This window comes from Flavobacterium algoriphilum (assembly GCF_048158655.1).
GTDB classification, from domain to species: Bacteria; Bacteroidota; Bacteroidia; order Flavobacteriales; family Flavobacteriaceae; genus Flavobacterium; species Flavobacterium algoriphilum.
Window position 1 is genome coordinate 16,782 of record NZ_JBLNKY010000011.1, and the last position, 22,012, is coordinate 38,793.

Annotated in this window: 23 protein-coding genes; 22 read left to right on the forward strand and 1 reads right to left on the reverse strand. The window is 37.1% G+C overall.

The genetic code is table 11. From position 1 onward, the window contains the following. Nucleotides 1-99: 99 nt before the first annotated feature. The 22 genes from ACM55G_RS14675 to ACM55G_RS14780 all read left to right on the forward strand — a co-directional run bounded on the left by ACM55G_RS14675 (nt 100) and on the right by ACM55G_RS14780 (nt 20,678). Nucleotides 100-1,236, forward strand: coding sequence for a hypothetical protein (locus tag ACM55G_RS14675; RefSeq protein WP_416844693.1), 1,137 nt, complete (start codon nt 100-102; stop codon nt 1,234-1,236). An 89-nt stretch (nt 1,237-1,325) separates the two neighbouring features. Continuing rightward, a complete protein-coding gene (locus ACM55G_RS14680) occupies nt 1,326-1,904 on the forward strand; it encodes a hypothetical protein (protein WP_416844694.1) in 579 nt (192 codons plus the stop codon). After that, entirely contained in the window at nt 1,894-3,474 is a 1,581-nt protein-coding gene (locus ACM55G_RS14685; RefSeq protein WP_416844695.1) for a hypothetical protein, read from the forward strand. The genes ACM55G_RS14680 and ACM55G_RS14685 overlap by 11 nt, the downstream gene beginning before the upstream one ends. Before the next feature lie 250 nt (nt 3,475-3,724). Beyond that, nucleotides 3,725-4,066, forward strand: a complete 342-nt coding sequence (locus tag ACM55G_RS14690) for a hypothetical protein (RefSeq protein WP_416844696.1) — start codon at nt 3,725-3,727, stop codon at nt 4,064-4,066. Between the two features lie 2 nt (nt 4,067-4,068). Continuing rightward, nucleotides 4,069-5,403, forward strand: a complete 1,335-nt coding sequence (locus ACM55G_RS14695; protein WP_416844697.1) for a hypothetical protein — start codon at nt 4,069-4,071, stop codon at nt 5,401-5,403. A 1-nt stretch (nt 5,404) separates the two neighbouring features. Continuing rightward, nucleotides 5,405-6,358: a DUF6712 family protein gene (locus ACM55G_RS14700; RefSeq protein WP_416844698.1), complete on the forward strand. Its 954-nt coding sequence runs from the start codon at nt 5,405-5,407 to the stop codon at nt 6,356-6,358. Between the two features lie 57 nt (nt 6,359-6,415). Beyond that, a complete protein-coding gene (locus ACM55G_RS14705; protein WP_416844699.1) occupies nt 6,416-6,961 on the forward strand; it encodes a hypothetical protein in 546 nt (181 codons plus the stop codon). Further along, a complete protein-coding gene (locus ACM55G_RS14710; protein WP_416844700.1) occupies nt 6,958-7,296 on the forward strand; it encodes a hypothetical protein in 339 nt (112 codons plus the stop codon). Before ACM55G_RS14705 ends, ACM55G_RS14710 begins: the two co-directional genes overlap by 4 nt. A gap of 15 nt (nt 7,297-7,311) precedes the next feature. Then, a complete protein-coding gene (locus tag ACM55G_RS14715; RefSeq protein WP_416844701.1) occupies nt 7,312-9,993 on the forward strand; it encodes a hypothetical protein in 2,682 nt (893 codons plus the stop codon). Nucleotides 9,994-10,057: 64 nt separating this feature from the next. Continuing rightward, nucleotides 10,058-10,408 (forward strand): hypothetical protein, encoded by a 351-nt coding sequence (locus ACM55G_RS14720; protein WP_416844702.1) that lies wholly within the window; start codon nt 10,058-10,060, stop codon nt 10,406-10,408. A gap of 13 nt (nt 10,409-10,421) precedes the next feature. Next, a complete protein-coding gene (locus tag ACM55G_RS14725; protein ID WP_416844703.1) occupies nt 10,422-10,628 on the forward strand; it encodes a hypothetical protein in 207 nt (68 codons plus the stop codon). A gap of 5 nt (nt 10,629-10,633) precedes the next feature. After that, the gene (locus ACM55G_RS14730; protein WP_416844704.1) at nt 10,634-10,798 is read left to right on the forward strand and encodes a hypothetical protein; all 165 of its coding nucleotides are present in this window, start codon (nt 10,634-10,636) and stop codon (nt 10,796-10,798) included. Between the two features lies 1 nt (nt 10,799). Continuing rightward, complete coding sequence (locus ACM55G_RS14735; RefSeq protein ID WP_416844705.1) at nt 10,800-11,366, forward strand: hypothetical protein; 567 nt, start codon at nt 10,800-10,802, stop codon at nt 11,364-11,366. Next, nucleotides 11,363-11,920 carry a hypothetical protein gene (locus ACM55G_RS14740; protein WP_416844706.1) on the forward strand — a complete coding sequence of 186 codons (558 nt, stop codon included), beginning with the start codon at nt 11,363-11,365 and terminating at the stop codon, nt 11,918-11,920. Before ACM55G_RS14735 ends, ACM55G_RS14740 begins: the two co-directional genes overlap by 4 nt. A 17-nt stretch (nt 11,921-11,937) precedes the next feature. Then, nucleotides 11,938-12,699 carry a hypothetical protein gene (locus ACM55G_RS14745; protein WP_416844707.1) on the forward strand — a complete coding sequence of 254 codons (762 nt, stop codon included), beginning with the start codon at nt 11,938-11,940 and terminating at the stop codon, nt 12,697-12,699. Next, the gene (locus ACM55G_RS14750) at nt 12,696-13,184 is read left to right on the forward strand and encodes a hypothetical protein (RefSeq protein ID WP_416844708.1); all 489 of its coding nucleotides are present in this window, start codon (nt 12,696-12,698) and stop codon (nt 13,182-13,184) included. Before ACM55G_RS14745 ends, ACM55G_RS14750 begins: the two co-directional genes overlap by 4 nt. Before the next feature lie 83 nt (nt 13,185-13,267). Continuing rightward, complete coding sequence (locus ACM55G_RS14755; protein ID WP_416844709.1) at nt 13,268-13,642, forward strand: hypothetical protein; 375 nt, start codon at nt 13,268-13,270, stop codon at nt 13,640-13,642. Further along, complete coding sequence (locus ACM55G_RS14760; RefSeq protein WP_416844710.1) at nt 13,642-16,668, forward strand: phage tail tape measure protein; 3,027 nt, start codon at nt 13,642-13,644, stop codon at nt 16,666-16,668. The genes ACM55G_RS14755 and ACM55G_RS14760 overlap by 1 nt, the downstream gene beginning before the upstream one ends. A gap of 40 nt (nt 16,669-16,708) precedes the next feature. Next, entirely contained in the window at nt 16,709-17,269 is a 561-nt protein-coding gene (locus ACM55G_RS14765) for a DUF4468 domain-containing protein (RefSeq protein ID WP_416844711.1), read from the forward strand. Nucleotides 17,270-17,448: 179 nt separating this feature from the next. Continuing rightward, on the forward strand, nt 17,449-17,640 hold the full coding sequence (locus ACM55G_RS14770) for a hypothetical protein (protein ID WP_416844712.1): 192 nt from the start codon (nt 17,449-17,451) through the stop codon (nt 17,638-17,640). An 87-nt stretch (nt 17,641-17,727) separates the two neighbouring features. Next, the gene (locus ACM55G_RS14775) at nt 17,728-18,783 is read left to right on the forward strand and encodes a hypothetical protein (protein WP_416844713.1); all 1,056 of its coding nucleotides are present in this window, start codon (nt 17,728-17,730) and stop codon (nt 18,781-18,783) included. Continuing rightward, on the forward strand, nt 18,780-20,678 hold the full coding sequence (locus ACM55G_RS14780) for a hypothetical protein (RefSeq protein WP_416844714.1): 1,899 nt from the start codon (nt 18,780-18,782) through the stop codon (nt 20,676-20,678). Before ACM55G_RS14775 ends, ACM55G_RS14780 begins: the two co-directional genes overlap by 4 nt. A gap of 12 nt (nt 20,679-20,690) precedes the next feature. On the opposite strand, the gene ACM55G_RS14785 is transcribed toward ACM55G_RS14780, so the two are convergent. Continuing rightward, complete coding sequence (locus ACM55G_RS14785) at nt 20,691-21,902, reverse strand: site-specific integrase (protein ID WP_416844715.1); 1,212 nt, start codon at nt 21,900-21,902, stop codon at nt 20,691-20,693. Between the last annotated feature and the right edge of the window lie 110 nt (nt 21,903-22,012).

Below are 22,012 nucleotides of genomic sequence, written 5' to 3' on the forward strand. Positions count from 1 at the left end.
TTTTCTAGCGGGACTTTTTCAGTGCCCTCCTTATTGAGTGGCTTCTTTTTTTAGTAATTTTCGTATGTTTGTAAAACACATTAACTAACAAAATAAATTATGGCAGAAGAAAATTCAACTGAAGAAATTATTAAGGGAACTAAGTCATTTTTAAATCAATTAACAACGCTTGGGCATGGTATTAATGCTATTCAAAATTGTAACATTGATGGTTATGGTCCAGGTCAAGAGAGTTTTAATCAGTTGCAATCTGATTTTAATAAGTTGGATTTTTCGCTAAATTTTGAAGAATCAGAATTAAAAAAAAGAATTAATAAGGATAAAAAAGAAGTCGCAGAATTAGAGGTTAAACATGCAGAATTAACTTCAATATTTGGTGAAGAAAAAGAAGTCAGTAAGGGTTCATTAGCTTATCATTTAGTATTTAATTTAGAATCAGAAATTAAAGATTTAATCAAAAAAAGGGATGGTTTACTAAATGAAGTTAAACAAGCGAAAATCAACTCAGATATTGATCTTTCAGAATGGAATAAAAAGGTCAATGAATCTATAAAATTAGCTCAAGAAAAAATTGAATTTTCAGAAAAAATGGTAAGTAAACGAGTTAGGATAATAAATCAATTCAGTGATTTCTTAGCAGAGACTAATTCTAATATGATTTTATATTCAAGGATTACTGTTATAATGGTTTCCTTTATAATGCTTACTATTGCTTTAAGCGTTCCCGATTTATTAGCCTCGTTTAAAAGTTATAATACTTTTATTACCTCACTTGGAGCAAAAGCAACTTCTTGGCAAATTTTAAATTTTGCTTTTGGAATACTTATAGTAAAATTGCCTTGGGCATTGTGTTTGAGTGCTGTTTTTACTGGGTTTTATGCTTTAATAAAAGGATTGCTTACAACTTATGAAAAGATTAATCAAGACAAAAGAAATATATCTGCTATATATGCTGTATCAGGGAATATTGCAGAATCGTTAAATGCTTACGGATTTGCAATTGCAGACCATGATAACGAAGATGATGAAACAGGAGAAGTTTTTACTGAAATTAGAATTTTAAATAAGGAGTTAAATCAAAAGAAAGAAAGTTTGAAATGGAATCAAATCATGAACTATTTTGAACGAATGCAACATCATAAAGAAGAGATTGTGGTAAAAGAGGATGAATCCAAACTTAAGCTAGTGACCGATTTGCTTAAAACAGCAATGGAAAGAATTCCTAAAACTCAATAACTACCCAAACCCGCTACTCCTAGCGGGTTTTTTGTTTGTCCTTTTCTTACACTTGCCGTTTGCTGAAATTGCGTTAAAATTCAATATTTATGAGTTCTAACGCCGTTATCGTACGCAAAAAAGTAACCACTGATGATAAGATACGAAAGTATTATCTGAAGGGGGAAGCCAGTGTTTCGCTTTCTCCAGTTCAGGATGAAATTCGTATCAAAGTATATAAAGCTTGGAATCTTATGATTAATTATCATTCGAAAGAACAGGCAATGTCAGTTCTTGTGAATGATGGTTCCAGTCGTGCTCAGGCATATCGGTATGTGAATAGTTCGTTGGCTATTTTTGGTGATATCCTCAAAAATCACAAAGAAGCAAAACGGTATTTAATTGAAGAGGATTTAATGCGATTGCAACAACGTGCCATCAAAGACAAGGATGGCGCACTGGAACTGAAAGTAATTGCGCAAAGGATAAAAATTGGAGGTTTTGATAAAGACACGCTCCAAAACTTTGATCCAGAGAAATTGAAAGCTCAGACTTATGTATTGAAAGTACATCCATCGGTTTTGAAAACAATAGAAGCGAATCAAGATGGTGGATCATTGGATTTCAATCACCTTGATGCTGAAGAAGTGGATTATCTCGATGTAAAGGAGGATGACGATGAAGACTAACGAAATAGAGCTGAATCTTGCTCAGATAGCCACTATTGCACTTTCGAGTAAAAAGGTATGGAATCCTAAAAAACTGATTGAAGTTTGGATTAAAACCATTGTTTTAGAATGGGCTCGTGGTTCTGGAAAATCGACAATCTTAGGTTGGTTTGTCAAAGAAGCTGTGAAGCAAATGCCTCGTGCAACGGGTGTTTTAGTTGGTGAAACCTTTCAACAAATGTTGTCTAGAACACTTCCATCTACTAAGGCGGGGCTTGAGATGTTCGGCATTTATGAAGGAATTGATTATGTCGTTGGAAAAAACGGAAAATCTCTTGGCTTTGATATGCCATTTCAATCGCCTGATAAATGGGATAATACGATTCACTTTTCGAATGGTTTTGTTTGGATTATGGTCAGTAATGATCAGGCGAATTCCGGGCGTGGTATCAACTGTTCGATTGTCATTGGCGATGAAGCTGCATTGTTAGACCAGGAGCGATTGTTTAATAATGTTCAGACAACCAACCGTTCTACTTGCGGTGGATTGTATGAGGATCAACCTTTGTGTAATGCCGAGATATACGCATCGTCTGTGGCGATGACTCAAAAAGGGCAATGGTTTACTGATTTGGAAGCATTAGCAAAGAAGGAACCTTGGAAGGTGTTGTTTGTGAAAGCTCCTGCTGCAGTCAATAAACATAACTTATCTCAGGACTGGTTTGATCGTATGCGTGACAATGCACCATCGGAGATGCATTATGATGCGGAGATACGCAATATCAGGCCAAAGAAGACTACCAATGGGTTCTACCCATCATTGGATCCAAAGAAACATTACTATCGCTATGCTTATGACAATGAGTACCTGCAACGAATAGGTGTGAATGCAAGGGCTAAAGACTTCAATTGTAAACAGGACACGGATTACATGAAATCCAAGCCGCTCATTGTCACCATTGACTGGGGAAATATTATGACCATGACTGTATCACAGGATCAAGGTGAAAGGTACCGAACGCTCAAGACCTTCCACCTATCATCACCAAAGATTATTGATGACCTTATTGATGAGAAGTTTGCTCCTTACTACGAGGATATGAAGTCACACAACAATGTGATTGAGTTCTACTATGACCGTAATGGTAACAATAAGACGATCAATACACGTGTGACCTTCGCTGAACAGGCGGTCAATTGTTTCAAACGTAACGGTTGGAAGGTGATCACTAAGGTTCGCAAAGGTTCAGAGAATCCACCGCACAACGAGAAGTTTATCGTTATTAATTACCTATTGAAGCATGGAGGAACTCAAGGCTTACCTGCTATAGAAATCAATGAGAACAATTGCGATGACCTTATCATCTCATTGGAGAACGCACCGGCATTGCCGGGTAACAAACCCAACACGATCATCAAGGACAAACGAAGTGAGAAGTCCAAGACTACACCACAAGAACATGCCACTCACTTCAGTGATACGTTTGACATCCCACTCTTCTGGAGATACAGCAAGCAGGTGTTGAGACTAATCAAACAAAATGATGACCGAGGCTTCGTGCCATTGTTCAAAGGGCATACGATGAAATAAATTATAGGGGTTCGTTCGGATCAAACCGGAGAACCCCTCATATATCGCTTTTTTTTTAAACTGCAAGTGTAGATTCAGATTAGGGGCAGGCCGCTCAGCACCGAGGCGAAAAGAGAATCAAAACCGTTTTTAAAATCGTAAAAGTTTGAAAAATAAGTAATTAATAATTTTTTAATGATACTGAAGGGACAAATTGACACAAAAAAAGTGTGTCCTTTTTAAAAATAGTTTATAAACCGAATTTTGAATCATGGTTAAGCGCATGTTTTTGAGACAAGTTTTAGAAGAGATAAAAAAAACCGATGCGAAAGGAGATGCGATTCCATTCGATATTGAGTTCAGGACCTACAACCGTAATAACAAAATGGGCGGGGTTCTGAAACGATACGAAAAAGCAAAATTGCTCATTGGTAAAAAACTGAAAGGAAAACCTTTTATCGATGCGGAATATTTTTACAGAGAAGTTCGGGTCAGGAAAAACCCCAATCACTTTAATAACAGAACCAGAAACATAGAATTGCCGGGAGGGCAAATCAAGAAAATAAATATTTTGTTTATCACGAAATTCAATAACCACGAAGTTATTTATTAATTATGAGTAGACATTTCAAAAATATCCATGTCGGGAAATCAACAGTTGCAATCAGCGGTCTTGGAAAATCAACTGTTCCTGCGCCTTTGAGAATTAAAATAGATCCTGCCAATCAGGAAATCACTGGCGAAATAGTTCAGTGGGGTTCTGACAACTTATACCCGCAAAATTTCTACAACAAAAAGTTTCTGAAAAACGGGGCCGCTGTTGGTGGAATCAGTATTCTGAAATCCACGCACCACGGTAACGGGTTCAAATTATATAAAGAAGAAGAAGATCCTATCACTGGTGAAATCATCATTAGAAATCAGGTTTTATCAAAATATCCTGCAATCAAATTATTTGTTCGCAATAACAAACTGAACAAATTCTGGTTCGAAAAAATCACCGATCAATCCCTTTTTCAAATCGCATTCACGGAACATATCCTTTCGGCAAATCAGGAAGAAATTGTACGTGTCAAACGACAAAAAGCCGCACACTGTCGCTTTGCTAAAATGGATGACTCTGGAAGAATACCGTTCGTTTATATAAATACGGATTGGTCCAATGCCAAAAAAGAATTCTCTGTTCCTATTCCTTTCATGGATGGTGATATGACGGCTCTGGAAATCAAGGAATATTGCAAAGCAAATAAAATTTGGAATTTCTGCACCGCCACCTACTATCCTTTAGTAGATGAAAATTATTATCCAAAAGCCGATTGGCACGCTGTAGATCGCAGTGGATGGATGGACGTGGCTAACTCAGTACCTGAATTAAAACAGGCTTTGTTCGAAAATCAAATGCATTTCAAATATGTCATTTATGTCTCTGATTTATATTTTGAATCTTTTTATAAAGAAGAGTGGGACGATTTCGATGCAGAAAAACGTCAAAAAATGCGGGAAGATTTAGCGACTGCAATTGACGAACACATGTCCGGAAATAAAGCCAGTGGGCGTTCTCTCATTTCTCCAATCTTTGAAGAAAGCGGAAAGTTTGTTGAAGGAATTAAGATCGAAGCAATTGACAACAAACTAAAAGACGGCTCTTACCTACCCGATGCTTCTGCTGCAAACTCCGAAATACTTTTTGCCATTGGAGTAAACCCAGCAATAATTGGTGCAGGAACTCCGGGCGGTTCAAATCTTGGTGGCTCCGGTTCTAACATCCGTGAAGCCTACACCGTACTCTCTGCAAGCTTGGTACCACGAAGAAACACCACACTCGAAGATTGGGAATTGTGGCGCGACTACAATCGATGGGATACTGATCTGGAAGCTGGATTTCCAAATGTCAATTTAACAACACTCGACAAAAACCCAAACGGTCAAGTCGAAATAATGAACGGATAATATGGCCAGATTAATAAACACCATCGCCGACCTCAAACGTCACATCATCGTATCAGCTACTTTTGATTTTGAAAAGGTTTTGCCTTTCGCCAAAAGAGTCGAGCGCAAAATAATCCTTGATCTTATAGGTCAGGAGCAATACGATACCATTATTGTTCACGCTTTTAATGCAGAAAGTACCACGCCGATTAATCAGGTGAAAGAATTGCTCGAGGAAGCCGTGGCAAATTATTCTTTGTTTTTGGCAATGCCAACGATTAATATTTTGATTACCAATTCCGGTGCCAAAACATCAACTACTACAAATTCAGAAAATGCGGACTGGAAGGATAAGCGAGATCTAAACCGCTCTTTATTAAAAACCTACAACGAAGCCCTGGACGATGCCTTTCAATTGATGGAAGAAAACGTGACCGACTTCCCGGAGTGGCAAATTTCTAAATATTACACCGTATTCAAAGATTTGATTGTTCCGCAAACAACCATCTTCAATGATCACTTTTCGATACAAAAAAACCGTCAGACATTTTCTGCTTTAAAGCCGTACATGCGGGAAGTCGAAGATCAGTATCTCAAAGCCATGCTAGGCAAAGAAACGCTGACACTTTTAAAAACAAAATCAGAGATTACAATTATAAATGAAGCCATAGAAATTGCTCAAAAAGCAATTGTCGCTTTCACGGTGGCCAAAGCAGCTATTACCGGAACCTTTACGTTTACCGATAGTTCTTTCACCGTGGCATCAGATCAGTTGCCATGGGAAAAACAAAGCGAACTTTCAAAAGAGGACCGCAATGATTTGAAAAAAGCTAGACAGGAAGCCGGAGAAGAATATTTAAAGTCACTTAAGAAATTAATCCTCACTTATCCTTTGATGTTTCCGGCATACGTTGACAACTCCGAAAAAGGAATCACCGATAAAATAATCAGAACTAAATCAGGGTTGTTTCTATAAAAACATGTCCTTTTCAAAATTCGTTCACCACCCTATTTTTGATAAAAATTAAAATAAATGCAAGTAATAAAAGTACCCACAGCCAATGGCATCGACGACATCAAACTCATTGGAGAAAATGAATTGGAGCGTCAGTTTATAAAGCAACTAGCCGAGGCAGGTACTTTGTCTTGCATCAGCCGTGAAGTCGCTGATTCTGTCATGTTCCGTCCTATATCTGTCACGCCGGAACTAAGTTCGTATGTTTCTACAAAAAACAGTATAGCGAAATATGATTTCATTGTAAGACAAAACGAGGATTTTATTCGAGACTTGAAATTTGAAGTTCCTGTGGGAACTCCGTTGGATTTAACCCAATATTCCGCAATCATACTTCAGGTAAAACATAGCAAGTCAGCTCCGCCAATTATTGAATTAGCTCTTGGTTCTGGGTTGGTGATATCAGGAATAGGTTTGAATTTTCTGAAAGTTTCAATGACAGCATCGCAAACAAAATTATTGACCTGCGAAAGCTACTATTATGATGTTTTGACGGCCAAGCCATCATCAAACGTATATCATTTAGAAGGAAAAATAACTGTAAAAAATACAGGGACACGATGAGCGAAGTAATTATAAATGTAGACCCACAAGAAGTTGTTGTTGTAAATATTACAGTTGATGAAAACTCAGCACAATCAGCAATGGATTATGCTGCAGCTGCTCAGTATTATTATGGTCTCATTGCAGGGATAGTAGCCGGAAGAACCATTATTCCATATCTGGAATTAGTATGGGTTGCTAAGGGTATAGGAAATTCCAATCCATTAGAAGAAGAACCTGGGGATTACTTCGAGGGATTCAAAGACTCTACCACCTATTGGCAAAAAGCGGAATGGACAGGCGGTGACAGATCCGTTAGGACAAATTACATTCCAAGAATAGAATTCGAAGTATAATTAAATAAAACACAAATGAAAAAGTATTTAGTACTCCTCTTAATTTCCACATTTGCTTTTGGGCAGGTAAACACTACTACCACAACTGCGGGTAAGTATAAAATGAACATTCCAGCTTTAGGGACAAAGAATGACAGTCTAGTTATTTGGAATGGAACCGATAAGTTTCTTAAAATCCTCCCAGTTTCTCAAATAAAAGGAACCACTAATCTTGATTATATTGCTACTCCCTCCGGTGGCACCGTGTTTTCTAGCACTGGAAACGATGCAGTACTGCCTTTAGTGACTGGCGCGAATGCAGGATTACAGTCACCAGGAAATAAAACTAAATTAGACGGGATAGAAGCTGGAGCACAAGTTAATGTGCCTACTAATTTGGAAGGAACCACCAGTCCTGATGGAGGCGTTATTTTCTCCAGTACAGGTACTCCTGCTTTTATTCCTTTAGTTAGTACTTCTGTATCTGGGTTATTAGCTCCTGCTGATAAATCGAAACTTAATAGCATTGCCCCCAGCGCAACCGCAAACCAAGCCGATTCTTATTTATTATCTCGAACAAATCATACCGATTTTCAGGCAATAGCGACAGTAACAGGATTGCAAACGGCATTAGATGCCAAAGTCGATAAAGTAACCGGGAAAAGCTTGCTTTCGGATACTGAAATTTCCAGATTAGCAACCTTGGCTAATTACACGCACCCTACGAATCACCCGCCAAGTATCATCACTCAGGATGTGAGCAATAGATTTGTGACAGATGCCGAGAAATCAGCTTGGAACGCCAAACAATCAGCCTTAGGATATACTGCTGAAAATGTAGCAAATAAGAACGTAGCTAGCGGCTACGCAGGATTAGGAAGTAATGGCAAACTTATTTCATCACAACTTCCTGATATTACTATTTCAGACACTTTCATCACGGCTTCACAAGCTAGTATGCTCGCTGTTATTGCCGAAACGGGAGATGTAGCGGTTAGAACTGATTTAAACAAGACCTTTATTTTAAAGGGAACCAATCCAGCTGTTTTATCGGATTGGCAAGAATTACTCACGCCCACAAGTGCGGTGACTACTGTTTTTGGACGTAACGGTGCGGTTACGGCTCAAACAGGTGATTATAATGCGGACCAGATAACCGAAACTACTACACGCAAGTTTCAAACTGCCAATCAAAAAACCTTTAATGATGCTACAAGTAGTATTCAAACACAATTAAATGCTAAACAAGTCTCTGGAAGTTATGAAACAGCTTTTGCAAAAAACACGGCATTCAATAAAAACTTTGGGACAATTGCAGGAACAATTGCAGAGGGTAACGATTCCAGAATTTTAAACGGCCAAACAGCTTTTGGGTGGGGTAACCATAGTGGGTTATATTCGCCATTCTCAGGGTCTGTAAACTACATTCAAAATCAAAACGCTACTGCTCAAACTGCTAATCTTTGGGTAACTGGGAATGGTACGTTTAATGGTAACTTTAGTTCAGGAGGTGCAACTCCTAATACTAACCCTCTATATGTAAAGACAGGAGTTAACGCTAATTTCAGAATGATTGATGCGGCAGGAGTTCCACAAATGTCAGTAGTCAATGACGCTATTTCAGCTCATATGCCATTTCAATTAGGTAATAATTGGCTTGGTTTTTCAAACACAGGAACAGCAGCATTTACTTCAATAGTTACAGCGCCTACATTTATAGGAGCATTATCAGGGAATGCTGCAAGTGCTACGAACTTAAGTAATCAGTGGTTAAATGACGGAACTACTTTTTTAGCCTCCTATGGTTTGACAGCAATAAATACTACCTCGTCAAAATTTATATACAATACGATAGACGCTCCATTAGGAGCTAGTGGATTATACTCTACAATTCTTAGTAAACGTGATGGTGCTTACGGTTCCATGTTAGCAATGAATATAGAACCAGGTACATCTGGATTATATACCAAGACATTGTATAATGGAACTTGGAGTAGTTGGAAAACAATTGTAGATTCTGGTAACATTGGTTCTCAATCCGTAAACTACGCAAATAGTGCTGGCTCAGCTTCTAATTCCACTTTATGGAATGGAGGTGCTTATTACGGCTCTGCTCTTACACCCTCAAGTAATATTACCTATGGAATGGTGTATGATAACGCCAATAACAGATTCGGTATAGCTAGCTCTGAAGGGTACAAATCTTGGCTAGGGTTAGGTTCTAATGCTTATAACTCTACTGCTTATTTACCTTTAACTGGAGGTAATGTTACAGGTGCATTGAGTGGAACATACGCTACCTTCTCTTCAAGCGTAACGGCAACAGCACACGTAACCACAGGCGGTACGGCAACACAATTAGTAAAAGGGGATGGGTCTTTGACAGTGGGATACAAAGTTTACACTGCTTTACTTACTCAATCAGGAACGACTGCTCCTGTTGCAACAGTTTTAGATAACACATTAGGACCAATAAGTTTTGGTTATTCTAGTGCTGGATCATATACGATTAATTTAAGTGGTGGAGTATTTTTTACGGATAATAAAACCGTTGTTTTTTGCACAAAAGATACATTAAGCCCTACAGGAACGGGTGGAGTTATGATTAGAGGTAATCGTTCATCTAATTCTACTGTCAATATAACAACCGTCACATCAGCGGGTGGAATAGATGGACAAATAGTTAATTCATCCATAGAAATAAGAGTCTACAACTAATGAAATGTCTTTTAGTATCAGCCGCAATCGCAATTTTAACCGTAACCATTTTAATACACATTTTATGAAAAATACCATTTTAATACTAGCCTTTCTTTTTTCTATTTTGTCATTCGGGCAATCGCACATTACTTTTGAAAAATTACCAGAAGGCACCAAGCTTATTTTACTAGTCAAAGAACTAGAGGGTACTATCGAAATTGACGGGCATATATTTGATAATAAAAAATCAAAAGATCCAATTGTTATAAAAGCAACTATTGAAGGCGTGGCCATTTATGATAAAAAAAGAAAATACTCCTATAGAAAATGCTCTTTAGAAAACTGTAAAACAATTCACCTGGGAGAGAAGTGGTTGTATAACACCTCAATAAGAATAACTCCAACTAGTAGTTTTTTTACAAACTCGAATTAATAAAAATAAAACTATGTCACAAAATTTTAAAACAGCCTTAAAATACTGGTTTTGGCTCCTAGTAGGAATATTGCTAATCTCTATTCAAGTTTATAAATATTACGCAAATACACTTGAAATGAGTACGCAAGAAGGAGTTATTCTGTTCGTTGGGTTAATGTTTATGATTAAACCAACGGCTATTCCAGATACGATTCTGAAAATATTTGGTAAAAAATAAAATCTATGAAAGAGTATTTAATTGATTTGAAAGCTTCGGCTGCTTTTTTTGGATTTTCGGTAGTTTCTTTTTCGGAAGTTGATATAGTGATGAAAATAGTGTCTTTTTTACTTATGAGTAGTTTCGTACTTAGAAGATGGTATTTGATGGAACAAAACAAAAAAGAGTAGTATGATAAATAAAAAAGAAACGTACGCTGCTATCAATGTACATTTCGGGAAACTATCCTCTTCACAGGTGATAGGGTTAGAAGCGATATTCAATATGTGGGATTTTCTAAAATTAACGGATAGGCGATGGTTAGCGTACATCTTAGCTACTATTTGGCATGAAACCAATAAAACCATGCGGCCTATTGAAGAATACGGCAAAGGAAAAGGTCGTAAATATGGAAAAAGGGTATGGTACAGCGGGAAGTTTTATACTGATATACTTCATATTTTCTTTGGTCGGGGTCACACGCAAAATACGTGGCGTGATATTTACCTCAGATTGACACAGGCAAATCAAAAAGGATGGGATTTTGTGAATCACCCTGAATTATTATTACAGATGGAACCGTCCATTTGGGCGACCTTCTACGGGATGACAACGGGGCTTTACACCGGAAGAAGTTTGAAAATGCATTTTAACGAAACGGTTAACGACCCTACGGGAGCAAGAAGAATTATAAACGGAAAAGATAAAGCCATACTGATCCGTGATTATCATTATAAATTTTTAAAATCAATAGTATGAAAAATAAAAAATTAAACCACATTTTACTATGGGTAATAGCAATAATACTTGGGTTCTCAATGAATTCCTGCGGAGCACGAAAAGCAGAGAAAATACGAAATTCAGAAGTAGAAAATTCAGTTATAAAGGAATCCTTGACAACTGAAAAAAAGGAAGAAGGAGCTGTTAAGGTAGCTGAAAAAACGGCTATAGATGACAAGAATAAAACCAAGACAAAGGAAACGTCATACAAGCCAGTAGACCCAACCAAAGAAGCGAGCGTCACCACGCCAGACGGCAAAAAACACAAATTGGATAATGCTGAAATTCTTATAAAGGAAACTGAGCAGGAAAACAACATTAAAACCGATAATTTCAGCAATTCCGAAGAATTCCATAAATCAGAAGTGTCAGCGGTTTTAAAATCTGATACTAAAACTGACATGAAAAAATCAGCTGTAGGAATAAAAGTGGAACGCAAAGCGTGGAGCCTGTGGAACTTGCTTTGGTTATTAATACCCGTTTCGCTGGTTGCCGTATTTTTAAAATACAAAGGAAAGATTTGGTGGGTTTAATTTCAAACAAAAAAAGCATGTCGAAAACCATTAAAATAACGCTTCCAAAATCTTGGAATGAATTGTCAAACAGCCAACTGGAGCGCATCGCTTTTTTGTTTCACACCATGAAGCCTTCCGCACGTTTCGATTTGAAGATCCTATATATTCTTTTGGATTTAAAGTGGTTTCAGTTCATTGAAAAAGCAAAAATAAGAATTGTACTTTGGAACATTCCAATGTCGGAAATTCGAAAGAATTATGATTTTATTTACAGCAAAAATGACCGTACCGCTTTCGCCAAATTCTTAAAACTGAAAACTGCTGTAAACCGTGAACTGGTTTACGCTTGTCAGGATCGTTTGGCAAATCTAACCGCTGATGAATTCTCAGTGGCTGATGATTTGCATATTAAGTGGCGAGAAACTAAAAACATAGAATATCTGCACTATTTGGCGGCAATATTATACACCAAAACCACTATCAGAAAGGAATTCGACAAGAACGCACTCCACGAAAGCGCATTATTATTTAAGAAAGTACCAATTGCTAAACTTTTGGCTATTGAAATAACCTATTTCGGGTGCAAAAATCACCTGGTAAAACGGTTTCCAAGAGTGTTTCCTACTCCTATTCCGGGAACCCCAAAACCTAAAAAGAATTATGGCTTTGGTAAAATAATTCTCGCCATGACCAAAGGCGATTTGTCAAAACTAGAAACAATCAAGCGGGTGAATATTTACGCATTTTTGGAACAATTTGAAGAAGATTTAACCACAGCAAGCAAACAAAAAGCATGAGAGCAATCACACATAAGCCAATAGTTGATTTTCACAAAGGAATTCAAGTGGCTCACAAGCAACTAAACGGATTTTACCGTTTCAACTGGAATGAGCTCAACGGTCAATTTCGTGGCGGCGTGCAAACTCCCGCTTTATTGCTCGAAAGCCACTCCGCTGATTTGTCTACTAATTCTAACAATACTAATACCACCAACAACCGCGCAATCTCGTTTCTATTATTAGATTTCACGGGCAAGGCTGATTCTTATGATAATCAGGAAGCCGTTTTGGACAACTTAGAAAATGTAGGCCTAGACATTGCGGGGTATTTGAAGATGTTGAGTAATGACCGCAATTCATGGCTTTATGGGAAGTTTGATCCTAATTCTTTCAAGATGGAAAAAGTAGGCCCGTTGTTCGATAATATGTACGGTTGGAATATTCTCTACACCGTCAAGAACCACGAACCGCTTTGCTTTGAGCCTGATAAATGGCAATTCTAAAAAACACACAAAACCGCTGTAATTGGCGGTTTTTTTCTGTCCTATAATAGCGGTCTGACTCGTTATAAATTAGCTAAAAAAACATGATAGGTGCAGTCGATTTATACCAATTAGAAAAACAATTAGCGACAAGAACAACCGCTAGTTTGCGCAATTCTATTCGTTCCGCAATTCAGCAAACCACTTCATCTAGAACAGGCGAAGCAATCAAGCAAGCGGGTTCCAGAGCCGTATTCAAGGAAAACCTTTTGCAACGCATCACTATTCGTGCTCCGCATTATATTTTCAAGCAACAACACGGTTTTGAAGGCGTAAAGAAAAACGGGGTGAATATGAGACTAAAAGCCACCAGCGTAATCACGCAAGCCTTAAACGCAAGCAATATCCTTGAAAAATTAGCGGATGAAATATCCGAAATAAGATTAAGTGAAGTAACCGCAAAAATAAACTTTAAATAATGGCAGCCAGAAAAGAAATCCCAAGAGAATTATCCATTTATATCAATGACAAAGCAGTTGTCAATTCGTTAGGGGGAATCACTAGAGAGATTACCAAGACAAATTACGAAATGAAAGCTTTGAATAAAAACTCTGCTACCTATGATGATGATTTAAGAAAATTACAGGGAACTCTGGGAGAATTGAAGAGTAGACAAAGTGATTTTAAAAATGAAATTTACCAAACTAATTCTTTGTTTGGTAAAATGTCGCAGTTATTGGGTCCAGTAGCTACGGGATTATTATCAGCATTTTCTATTGGTGCAGTGATTGGAACTTTTGCGGCTGCCGTTAGTAATGCATTCAAGATGATTAATGCTTTCGAGCAAGGAGTTGCTGATTTATCCGCAATTACGGGAGCAACGGGCGACAATCTGCAATATTTAAAAGAACAGGCAATCGAACTTGGTAAATCAACCAAAGGCGGTGCCATTGAAGTTTTGGAAGCTTATAAATTAATTGCTTCCGCAAAGCCCGAACTTCTTGATAATGTCGAAGCTTTGAATGCTGTTACTGCTGCAACAATTACTTTGGCACAAGCCGCAGGAATGGAAATGCCAGCTGCTGCAACTGCTTTGACGGATGCCATGAACCAATTTGGGGCAGATGCAAACCAAGCCGCAATTTTTGTGGATGCTTTGGCAAATGGTGCGAAATATGGAGCTGCAGAAATCCCGCAAGTCACAGAAGCTTTATTGAAATTTGGTGCAGTTGCCCGAAGTTCAAATGTAAGTATTCAAGAAAGCACAGCTTTGGTTGAATTATTGGCAGAAAACGGTTTAAAAGGTGCCGAAGCGGGAACGGCTTTGCGAAATGTTTTATTAAAACTTTCTGCTCCTGATGCTTTGCCAAAAGAAGCAAGAGCCGAAATGGAACGCCTTGGAATATCAATGGAATTCCTGAAAGACAAAACGATTCCGGTACAGGAAAAGATGGAAGCATTGAAACCTTTATTGAAAGATAATGCTTCTATCGTCAAAGTTTTTGGTTTAGAAAATGCCACGGCTGCAATAAATGTGATTGGTCATACGGATAGATTGGCAGAGCTTACTTCCAAAATGGGCGAAATGGGTACGGCTGCACAACAAGCGGCTATCAAAATGGACACCGTAAACGGGCAAACGGAATTAATGAAATCTACTTACGATAGTTTGATTCTTTCTATTGGTTCTGGAAACGGGGTTGTTTCTGGATTCTTCAAGTTTTTTGCGCAAGGTGCGACCAGCATGTTGAATGATTTAATCCGTTTGAATACTTCATGGGACGACTTGAAAGGAAAAGCAATGGAGAAAGGCGCGCAAACTGGAAAGGTTGTTTTTGCACAAAGATTAAATTCCCTCCAAGGTACAGGATCTAATAAAGAAATTGCGGGTTCCATAAAAACAACCGCTTTTGTAGAGTACCAAAGATTGCAAAAACAATATTTGGCCAATGAAGAAGAAATAAAAAAACGCGCGGGGGATTCCGCTTATTTAGGATTGGGAGAATCTTCTTTTTTAAAAAAAGCCAAAGAAGAAAAAGAAAAATTAGCAGGACAATTAGCGGAACAACGCGCGATTGTTCGAGAGTCGCTTAAGGAAATCAATAAAGATTCAAAAGCGGCTTCAACTGAAAAGATTAAAGATATTACAGATGCTACTTCGGCAATTACAACTGCGGAACAAAAAGGCGCGGATAAAGTGGCTAACGCCAAAGAAAAAGCGGCCGCCAAAGAAAAAGTGGCTGAAGATAAAAAGAATAAGGAATCACTGGATGCTGCTTTAGCATTAGCCAAAGCCAAAGGCGATCTCGCAAAATCAGAACTGGATTTTTTTGTTGCCAATAATAAAAGTAAACTTGATTCTACAAAATCACTTACACCGGAACTGATTGCAGAGGAAACCTCCCGCCTTGATGCCATAAAAGACAAGCAACTCACAGCATTAGCGGAGGAACGTTTGGCAAAAGTGGAAAAAGCGCAAGCCGATGCGAAATCAGATGAAGAATTAGTGGCTTTGAAGCAAATCATTGATTTTGATTATGAAACTAAAAAGCAAGAACTGGAAACAGGCTTTCAAGTTGCTACTGATGTATTGAAAAAAACATACATTGACGAGCAGAAAGTACTTGCAGCCGAACAATTGCTACTTGATAATGAGTTGGCACTTGCTGAGGCGGGAACAAAAACGGAAGAAGAAGCCTTAAAAAGACAATTTGCCTACGATAAAGAAAAAGCAGATTATAAAAAACTGCTTGATGACAATAAAATAACACAAGAGGAATCCAACCGCTTTATTGTTGCATTGGATAAGCAAAAAGAGGAAGATACTCGTTTATCTAAAATTAATTCAGTTTCAGCTACACTTAAAGAATTAAGTAAAGTTGCAGATGCTACTGTTGCTATATTTGGACAAAATAAAGCATCCGCAAGTGCAATGGCAGCTATTAATGGCGGTTTAGCAGTGACGGAAATATTAGCAACTAAATCAGTGTTACCAGAACCATTAGCCTCAATTTCTAGGGTGATACAAATAGCGGGTGCAGTAGCGACAACAATTAGATCTATTTCTCAAATTAACTCAGCAAAAGCACCTGCAAGAGCTAAATTCTTTCATGGTGGTAATACGGGAAATTATGCCGCATTAGGTTATGACGAATACGGACCAATGACGGGAATTGTCCACAAAAACGAATATGTGATTCCAGAAGTAATGACTGCAAATCCACGTTATGCGAATACTTTGGCTTGGTTGGAGCAGGAACGAACAGGGAAAACAAGGAAGTTTGTTGATGGCGGAGCAACTTCGCCTGGCATTGTTCCTACTGGAGGCTTTACTAATATAAATAATTCTACTTCAAAAATGGAAAGTATGCTTGGCGCTCTTTTATTTAGGTTAGAAAATCCAATCCCTACTAAAACAGTCATTGGCTACGCCGAAGCGCAGGGAATTGAAACCTTAAATAGTGAACGTGCAGCATCAACGCAAAATGGAATAATAAGTGGATAGTTTTTTGTAGGTTTGTTCCTTAACTTTAAAAAAGTATGTTATGAAAAAAATCTTTTTATTATTGGTATTAGTTTGTAGTTTTTCTTATGGTCAGGAAACGGAATTTAAATTTACAAAAGATGGATTAACCGATTTCGTAGTTATTGATTGCCCCGGAAAAACACAAGCAGAATTATATAAAAAAGCACTTGACTGGGTTTTGGTAACTTATAAAAATCCTAATGAGGTTTTAAAGGCAAAAATAGAAAATGATTACATTAGAATTGATGGTGCTTCTAGTGGTTTGATTCTTCAATATATTTTAGGGATGCCAATGGAATTTACAGGAAAATATACCACTGAAATTTTCTTTAAAGAAGGAAAATTTAAGTTTGATATTACTGCATTAGGATATTATCATCCTGGTTCAAAATATGGTGCGGGTGTTGAAGTTGATATTTTAAATGGTTCAATGTCGGACTATTTCAGAAAGGACGAGACAATTAGAGCCACATTTAAAAAATATCCTGAAAAGTTTTCATCTGAGTTTAATGGTTTGACAGCAAGTTTAAAGGAATTTGTTATGAGTGATAAAATTCCAAGTAAAAAAAGTGATTGGTAATGGGTTTAGATTTTAAATATACACAAGTGGAGTTAGATTTTAGTAAATAATCCGTTTTTTCTTCCCAAGAAAGTTAAATCTTTACGGTTTCCCGTAAAGATTTTCTTTTTTATGGGAAACCGTAAATAAGAGAATAAAAATCAGTTGATTTTTGGCAGTTAACCTAAAAGAATAAAGGAATGATTACTGTTGAACCGAATGAATTATTAAAAAATGAAGTTTTAAGCCCAGAATCGATTAAAGAACTAAAATCCGATTTACAAAAAATGTTTCTCAATTATATGTGTAGTGACGAAGCAGAAGCTTCAATTGACAGGCAGTGTGTCACGATCAGTTATTTGCAATTGCAAAAGCTTTTATATAATTTGTAATAATAAAAACCGCTATAACAGGCGGTTTTTTTATGTCCTATTGTCACCACATAAATTCACATAAATTCGTATAGAAATTAATACTTTATGATAACAATAATCGCTTCGCCAGCTTTAAATCGGGTTTTATTGGATGCTAATAACACAGAGATTTCCATTTCGTCCACAAACGGCAACGGCTACTATTTTAGAGCGTTAATTCATATTGATGATGATTTGTTTGACGAGCAAGGATGGTCCCGTAAAGATGCGTTTACCGCTGTCAAAGATTTGGTGAAATTATATAACGCTTATTTCGAAACTTCCTTTGCCGCATTCACTTCAAATGGTTTGGTAGAAAAAACCAACCTGAAAAAGAAAGTCAGCATTACCATTCAAGAACGCTTATTGACTACTGATGCAGTGGTTGAAACAGTAAATTTGCCTGTTTTTTATATCATGTACAATCGTACTCCGGTAACTTTTACCGATGCTACCAAAATTCAAGTATTAAGTAAAAGACCGGATGCCGTTTTGATTCCTGCGGATGGTAAAATGATTATTCCGTTTTTTGCTAATGCTACTAATGAAGCGGTTACGGTGATCACAAAAAGCAATTTTGGGGTGACACTAAACATGCAGACAATTGCCGCATTCACTGGCAAAAAAATCTATATATATTCCTTTGACTTATCGGGAGTTACTTTGGCAAGCAATACCATCTATTTCGAGACAACTATCACCTGTGGCACGACCACGATTACTTTACGATACAGATTGCTACGCTTGCCAGACTTCCCCGTCAAAGAAATCTATTATAAAAATAATTTTGGTTATTTCCTTCCCGTATATTTTGATGGCGAAATAGAAATAGAAAATAGTTTGAAAATTGACGATTACAATCAAGCCGATGGAACGGCCGTAATTTTTGAAATAAATGAAGAAGCAACCTACACCATAAACACAGGCTCTTTATTGGCGGATGAACGTGGAATTGTAAACCAAATCATCAATTCGCATGAAGTTTACTTTAAAGTGAACAACGTATGGATCAAGATTAATACAATAACCAAAAAAGAACTCGAATTCAGAGATAAAAAACACAGTTACGCCACAGATTTACAATTTTCATTTGTAAAAAATGGGAAAATAGCAAACGTATGAGTCTTATAAAAATAATAGCGAATAACATTGAGCTCGATTTTGTCAAAGAGACACTTTCGATAAAAAAAGAGAATAACGCTTTGAGTAGAGATTTCAAAGTTTCCTATTCCAGTATTCCTTTTTTGATAATCGAAAATACCAATACTAAAAAAGCATTGGGAACCCGTGATTTGTCTTCGGTAAAAAAGATAAAAACGATTGAGGTTGTTGTTTTTGAAGCCGGAAAGAAATACAGCGGTGAATTGCAAATTTTATCGTATTTGAACGGTTTTAGAAAATGCAACCTGAAGTTTTCCTCCTCGTTGCTTTCGATAATGAATAAGAAAATCAGTGAGTTTATGCCAATTGTTTCCGTTATTCCAGGCGAAACAAATCCTGTACCTTTTACGGAAACTACCGACGTGACAATTAGCGGTGGCGGTTACTGGAAAAGTTATCCTATTCCATTTTTGTCAAAAACCTTTCCAGAAGTTCGCTGGCAATTCCCTACTATGAACTGGACAAGTAAATTTGGGGAAAACCTTGATGAAGGAGATACATGGTTTTTATATGGTAATAAAATAAACCAGTATGATATTAACGGACTTATTTTAAATACGGAAAAAATCGGTTTGCTTTCAGTTATTAAAAACAGAAATGTTCCAAGCGCACAACCGTACTTGTTAAGTCCATTGTTTTACGCCTTGGAATCAAAGGGATACGTGTCCAGTGGTAATTTCGTCAACTCTGATTTTATAAAAAAGATACTTTTTTTAGGCTCTAAAAACAATTTAACAAAGTCAAAATACACAAGTATTTTTGAGCCAATAGCAATGCCCGCCCTGGTATCTAGGGCAGAAAGTGGGGGATATTATTACTCTCTTTTTCAGTACACCATCCCCTCGACGGGAATTGTTGAAATTAAATATAATTTTGCCGAAACTAATTTTACAAGTCCAAACCCTCAAATGTTATTTAAGGAGCTTAACATCGAGTTTATGAATCCGAATACATATGAAGTAATTTCAAGTGTTTATTATACTTATTACCAGTCAACTCCTGATAAGGTATTTTCAGGCGTGGCTACCTTCCTTGTCTCGCCTGATCAAGTAAATTTTTTGATTAACATCGGATATAGAACGCCTCAAAATTCGCTGCCCGTTAATGTCATTTCAAAAGATGAATTTCAGCTTCAAACAACGGATTATTACGAAATGCACCCTACCATTGAATTAGGCAGATATGTCCCTGACTGGACTTTTGCGACCTACTTAAATAATTTGCAAAACCTATTTAATGTGGAAATAAACATTGATGATTTAGCTAAGAAAATGACTATTGATTTTAATGAAGAATCAATCTCAACGGGGAAAAAATCGGTTATAAAAAAATCTTTAGCTTTTACGGGATATGAGCAAACACCTTTGGACGCTTTTTTATTAAAATATGAAAATAGCGAGGATGTGGCATTATGGGTAACCAAAGAAGGGGTGGGAACTTACGGATCTCAGACTTCTAATTTTGTGGAACGATTGGATAATAAATTTAAATTTGTACCAACCAGCTCTACAGCGGAACTGTCAGAAGCCTTAGACACAAAAAACGGTGTTGGATTAATGATTTACGATCCAATAACCAAACCTTACACGACTGAGAATTATTTAGGGCAAACATTAAAAATACAAGGGTTAAAAGGAATTTATGAAGTGTATTGGCGAAAATTCATTAAGTTTTTATTAAACGGCTCCGCAGTGGAAATGTCTGGACCATTCACGGAAACAGAATTAAACCAAATTTTATCGCTAAAAAGAATTTTTGTAGATAATCAGGAATATTTAGTTGCTAGTACAGAATTAAGGGAAACAGATCAGAATAATTATGAAGTAAAATTCAATCTGATCAGTATTACATTCTAATAAAAAAGCCACTTAATCAGTGGCTTTTTTATTTAGGATTTCGTCCATGTGGTGGATTTGTATGTTAGAAATGCTTTCCACAATGTGAACGTATTCCATAGTCTGTTCTATTTTGCTATGTCCCAGTAGTTTCTGCAATACTTCCACCCGACCGCCACAAACAAGAAAATTTGTTGCAAATGAATGTCGGGCCACGTGAAAGGTCACGCGCTTGGTGATTCCGCACGTTTTGGCAATCACTTTCAATTCTCTATTAATGTGCGCTTCAGAATACGTTCCCGTGAAAATCGTTTCTTCATTCACAAATGACAAGGCGGATTGGTTCAGTTGCACCCGTTGCAGTTTGGTTGTTTTCTTTGCAAAAAATATCAAAACATCGCCCACTATATTTTCTTTGGTAATCGCCTTGATGTCAGAAATTCGCAAACCCGTAAAACACGAAAATAAAAAACGTCCTAAAATCGCTTTTAAGCTCTCGTTTATAAATCCAGAAGTATAATATTCATTTAGCTTTTGTATTTCAGCACCGCTAAGGAAAGTTCTATTACTTAAGCATCTGGGAGTCTTAATATCTGTATAATGTAATGGCGTTATAATTCCTTTTTTATTGGCGATATGCAAGTACTTCTTAAAATTTTTAGCCAACGTTTGCAAAGTATTTGGCTGGTTTTTCTCTTTATTTTTAAAATGCGCAATCATTTTTTCAAACCATTCCGGTGTGATCTCATAAAACAGAATTGATTCTTGGTATTTTTTCACTTTCCTAAAGCTTGACATTTGCTGCTGATAGGTTGAATATTCCTTTATTTCTTTTTGGTGTTCCAATTCCAATTCCCAGAACTTAATAAAATCAATCTTTCCCGTTGGATTTTCGTATTCGTGAATCAACTTATCAATGGTCAGCACTTCACCTGCCAAACGGTAGCATATTTCGATGGTATTGATGTCGGCCATTGCTTTTTCGATTATCAAATTGTAATCCTTCGAGAATTTAGCCTTTGGTTTGACCCGTTGTTTCTTTTTGTCGAAATCTATGGGCGGCACTGATAGGTGTATAGGAAGCTTTTTTCTTTTTCCGCTTATAAAAATTTGAAGGTATAAAGCACTGGTTCCATCTGCGCGAACGTAATCGTCTTTTATGACAATTTTCGCTGTCAACTCCCCACTAAAATTCATTGGGGCGTTTATTGGGACGTGCGGATTGATTTTTTGCTTTATTTGCATGTATTTCAATTTTTTTATAATTCTCTAAAAGCCGAAAGACACTAGAATTCGCGCTACTTGCCGAAATAATAGTGTCTTTCTTTTTTTTCTTCAGTGACCACGGCAGGGTT

Excerpts from the sequence above, each read along its gene's own strand:
- ACM55G_RS14675 (WP_416844693.1), top strand. The coding sequence starts at position 100 with ATGGCAGAAGAAAATTCAACTGAAGAAATTATTAAGGGAACTAAGTCA.
- ACM55G_RS14680 (WP_416844694.1), top strand. The coding sequence starts at position 1,326 with ATGAGTTCTAACGCCGTTATCGTACGCAAAAAAGTAACCACTGATGAT.
- ACM55G_RS14685 (WP_416844695.1), top strand. The coding sequence starts at position 1,894 with ATGAAGACTAACGAAATAGAGCTGAATCTTGCTCAGATAGCCACTATT.
- ACM55G_RS14690 (WP_416844696.1), top strand. The coding sequence starts at position 3,725 with ATGGTTAAGCGCATGTTTTTGAGACAAGTTTTAGAAGAGATAAAAAAA.
- ACM55G_RS14695 (WP_416844697.1), top strand. The coding sequence starts at position 4,069 with ATGAGTAGACATTTCAAAAATATCCATGTCGGGAAATCAACAGTTGCA.
- ACM55G_RS14700 (WP_416844698.1), top strand. The coding sequence starts at position 5,405 with ATGGCCAGATTAATAAACACCATCGCCGACCTCAAACGTCACATCATC.
- ACM55G_RS14705 (WP_416844699.1), top strand. The coding sequence starts at position 6,416 with ATGCAAGTAATAAAAGTACCCACAGCCAATGGCATCGACGACATCAAA.
- ACM55G_RS14710 (WP_416844700.1), top strand. The coding sequence starts at position 6,958 with ATGAGCGAAGTAATTATAAATGTAGACCCACAAGAAGTTGTTGTTGTA.
- ACM55G_RS14715 (WP_416844701.1), top strand. The coding sequence starts at position 7,312 with ATGAAAAAGTATTTAGTACTCCTCTTAATTTCCACATTTGCTTTTGGG.
- ACM55G_RS14720 (WP_416844702.1), top strand. The coding sequence starts at position 10,058 with ATGAAAAATACCATTTTAATACTAGCCTTTCTTTTTTCTATTTTGTCA.
- ACM55G_RS14725 (WP_416844703.1), top strand. The coding sequence starts at position 10,422 with ATGTCACAAAATTTTAAAACAGCCTTAAAATACTGGTTTTGGCTCCTA.
- ACM55G_RS14730 (WP_416844704.1), top strand. The coding sequence starts at position 10,634 with ATGAAAGAGTATTTAATTGATTTGAAAGCTTCGGCTGCTTTTTTTGGA.
- ACM55G_RS14735 (WP_416844705.1), top strand. The coding sequence starts at position 10,800 with ATGATAAATAAAAAAGAAACGTACGCTGCTATCAATGTACATTTCGGG.
- ACM55G_RS14740 (WP_416844706.1), top strand. The coding sequence starts at position 11,363 with ATGAAAAATAAAAAATTAAACCACATTTTACTATGGGTAATAGCAATA.
- ACM55G_RS14745 (WP_416844707.1), top strand. The coding sequence starts at position 11,938 with ATGTCGAAAACCATTAAAATAACGCTTCCAAAATCTTGGAATGAATTG.
- ACM55G_RS14750 (WP_416844708.1), top strand. The coding sequence starts at position 12,696 with ATGAGAGCAATCACACATAAGCCAATAGTTGATTTTCACAAAGGAATT.
- ACM55G_RS14755 (WP_416844709.1), top strand. The coding sequence starts at position 13,268 with ATGATAGGTGCAGTCGATTTATACCAATTAGAAAAACAATTAGCGACA.
- ACM55G_RS14760 (WP_416844710.1), top strand. The coding sequence starts at position 13,642 with ATGGCAGCCAGAAAAGAAATCCCAAGAGAATTATCCATTTATATCAAT.
- ACM55G_RS14765 (WP_416844711.1), top strand. The coding sequence starts at position 16,709 with ATGAAAAAAATCTTTTTATTATTGGTATTAGTTTGTAGTTTTTCTTAT.
- ACM55G_RS14770 (WP_416844712.1), top strand. The coding sequence starts at position 17,449 with ATGATTACTGTTGAACCGAATGAATTATTAAAAAATGAAGTTTTAAGC.
- ACM55G_RS14775 (WP_416844713.1), top strand. The coding sequence starts at position 17,728 with ATGATAACAATAATCGCTTCGCCAGCTTTAAATCGGGTTTTATTGGAT.
- ACM55G_RS14780 (WP_416844714.1), top strand. The coding sequence starts at position 18,780 with ATGAGTCTTATAAAAATAATAGCGAATAACATTGAGCTCGATTTTGTC.
- ACM55G_RS14785 (WP_416844715.1), bottom strand. The coding sequence starts at position 21,902 with ATGCAAATAAAGCAAAAAATCAATCCGCACGTCCCAATAAACGCCCCA.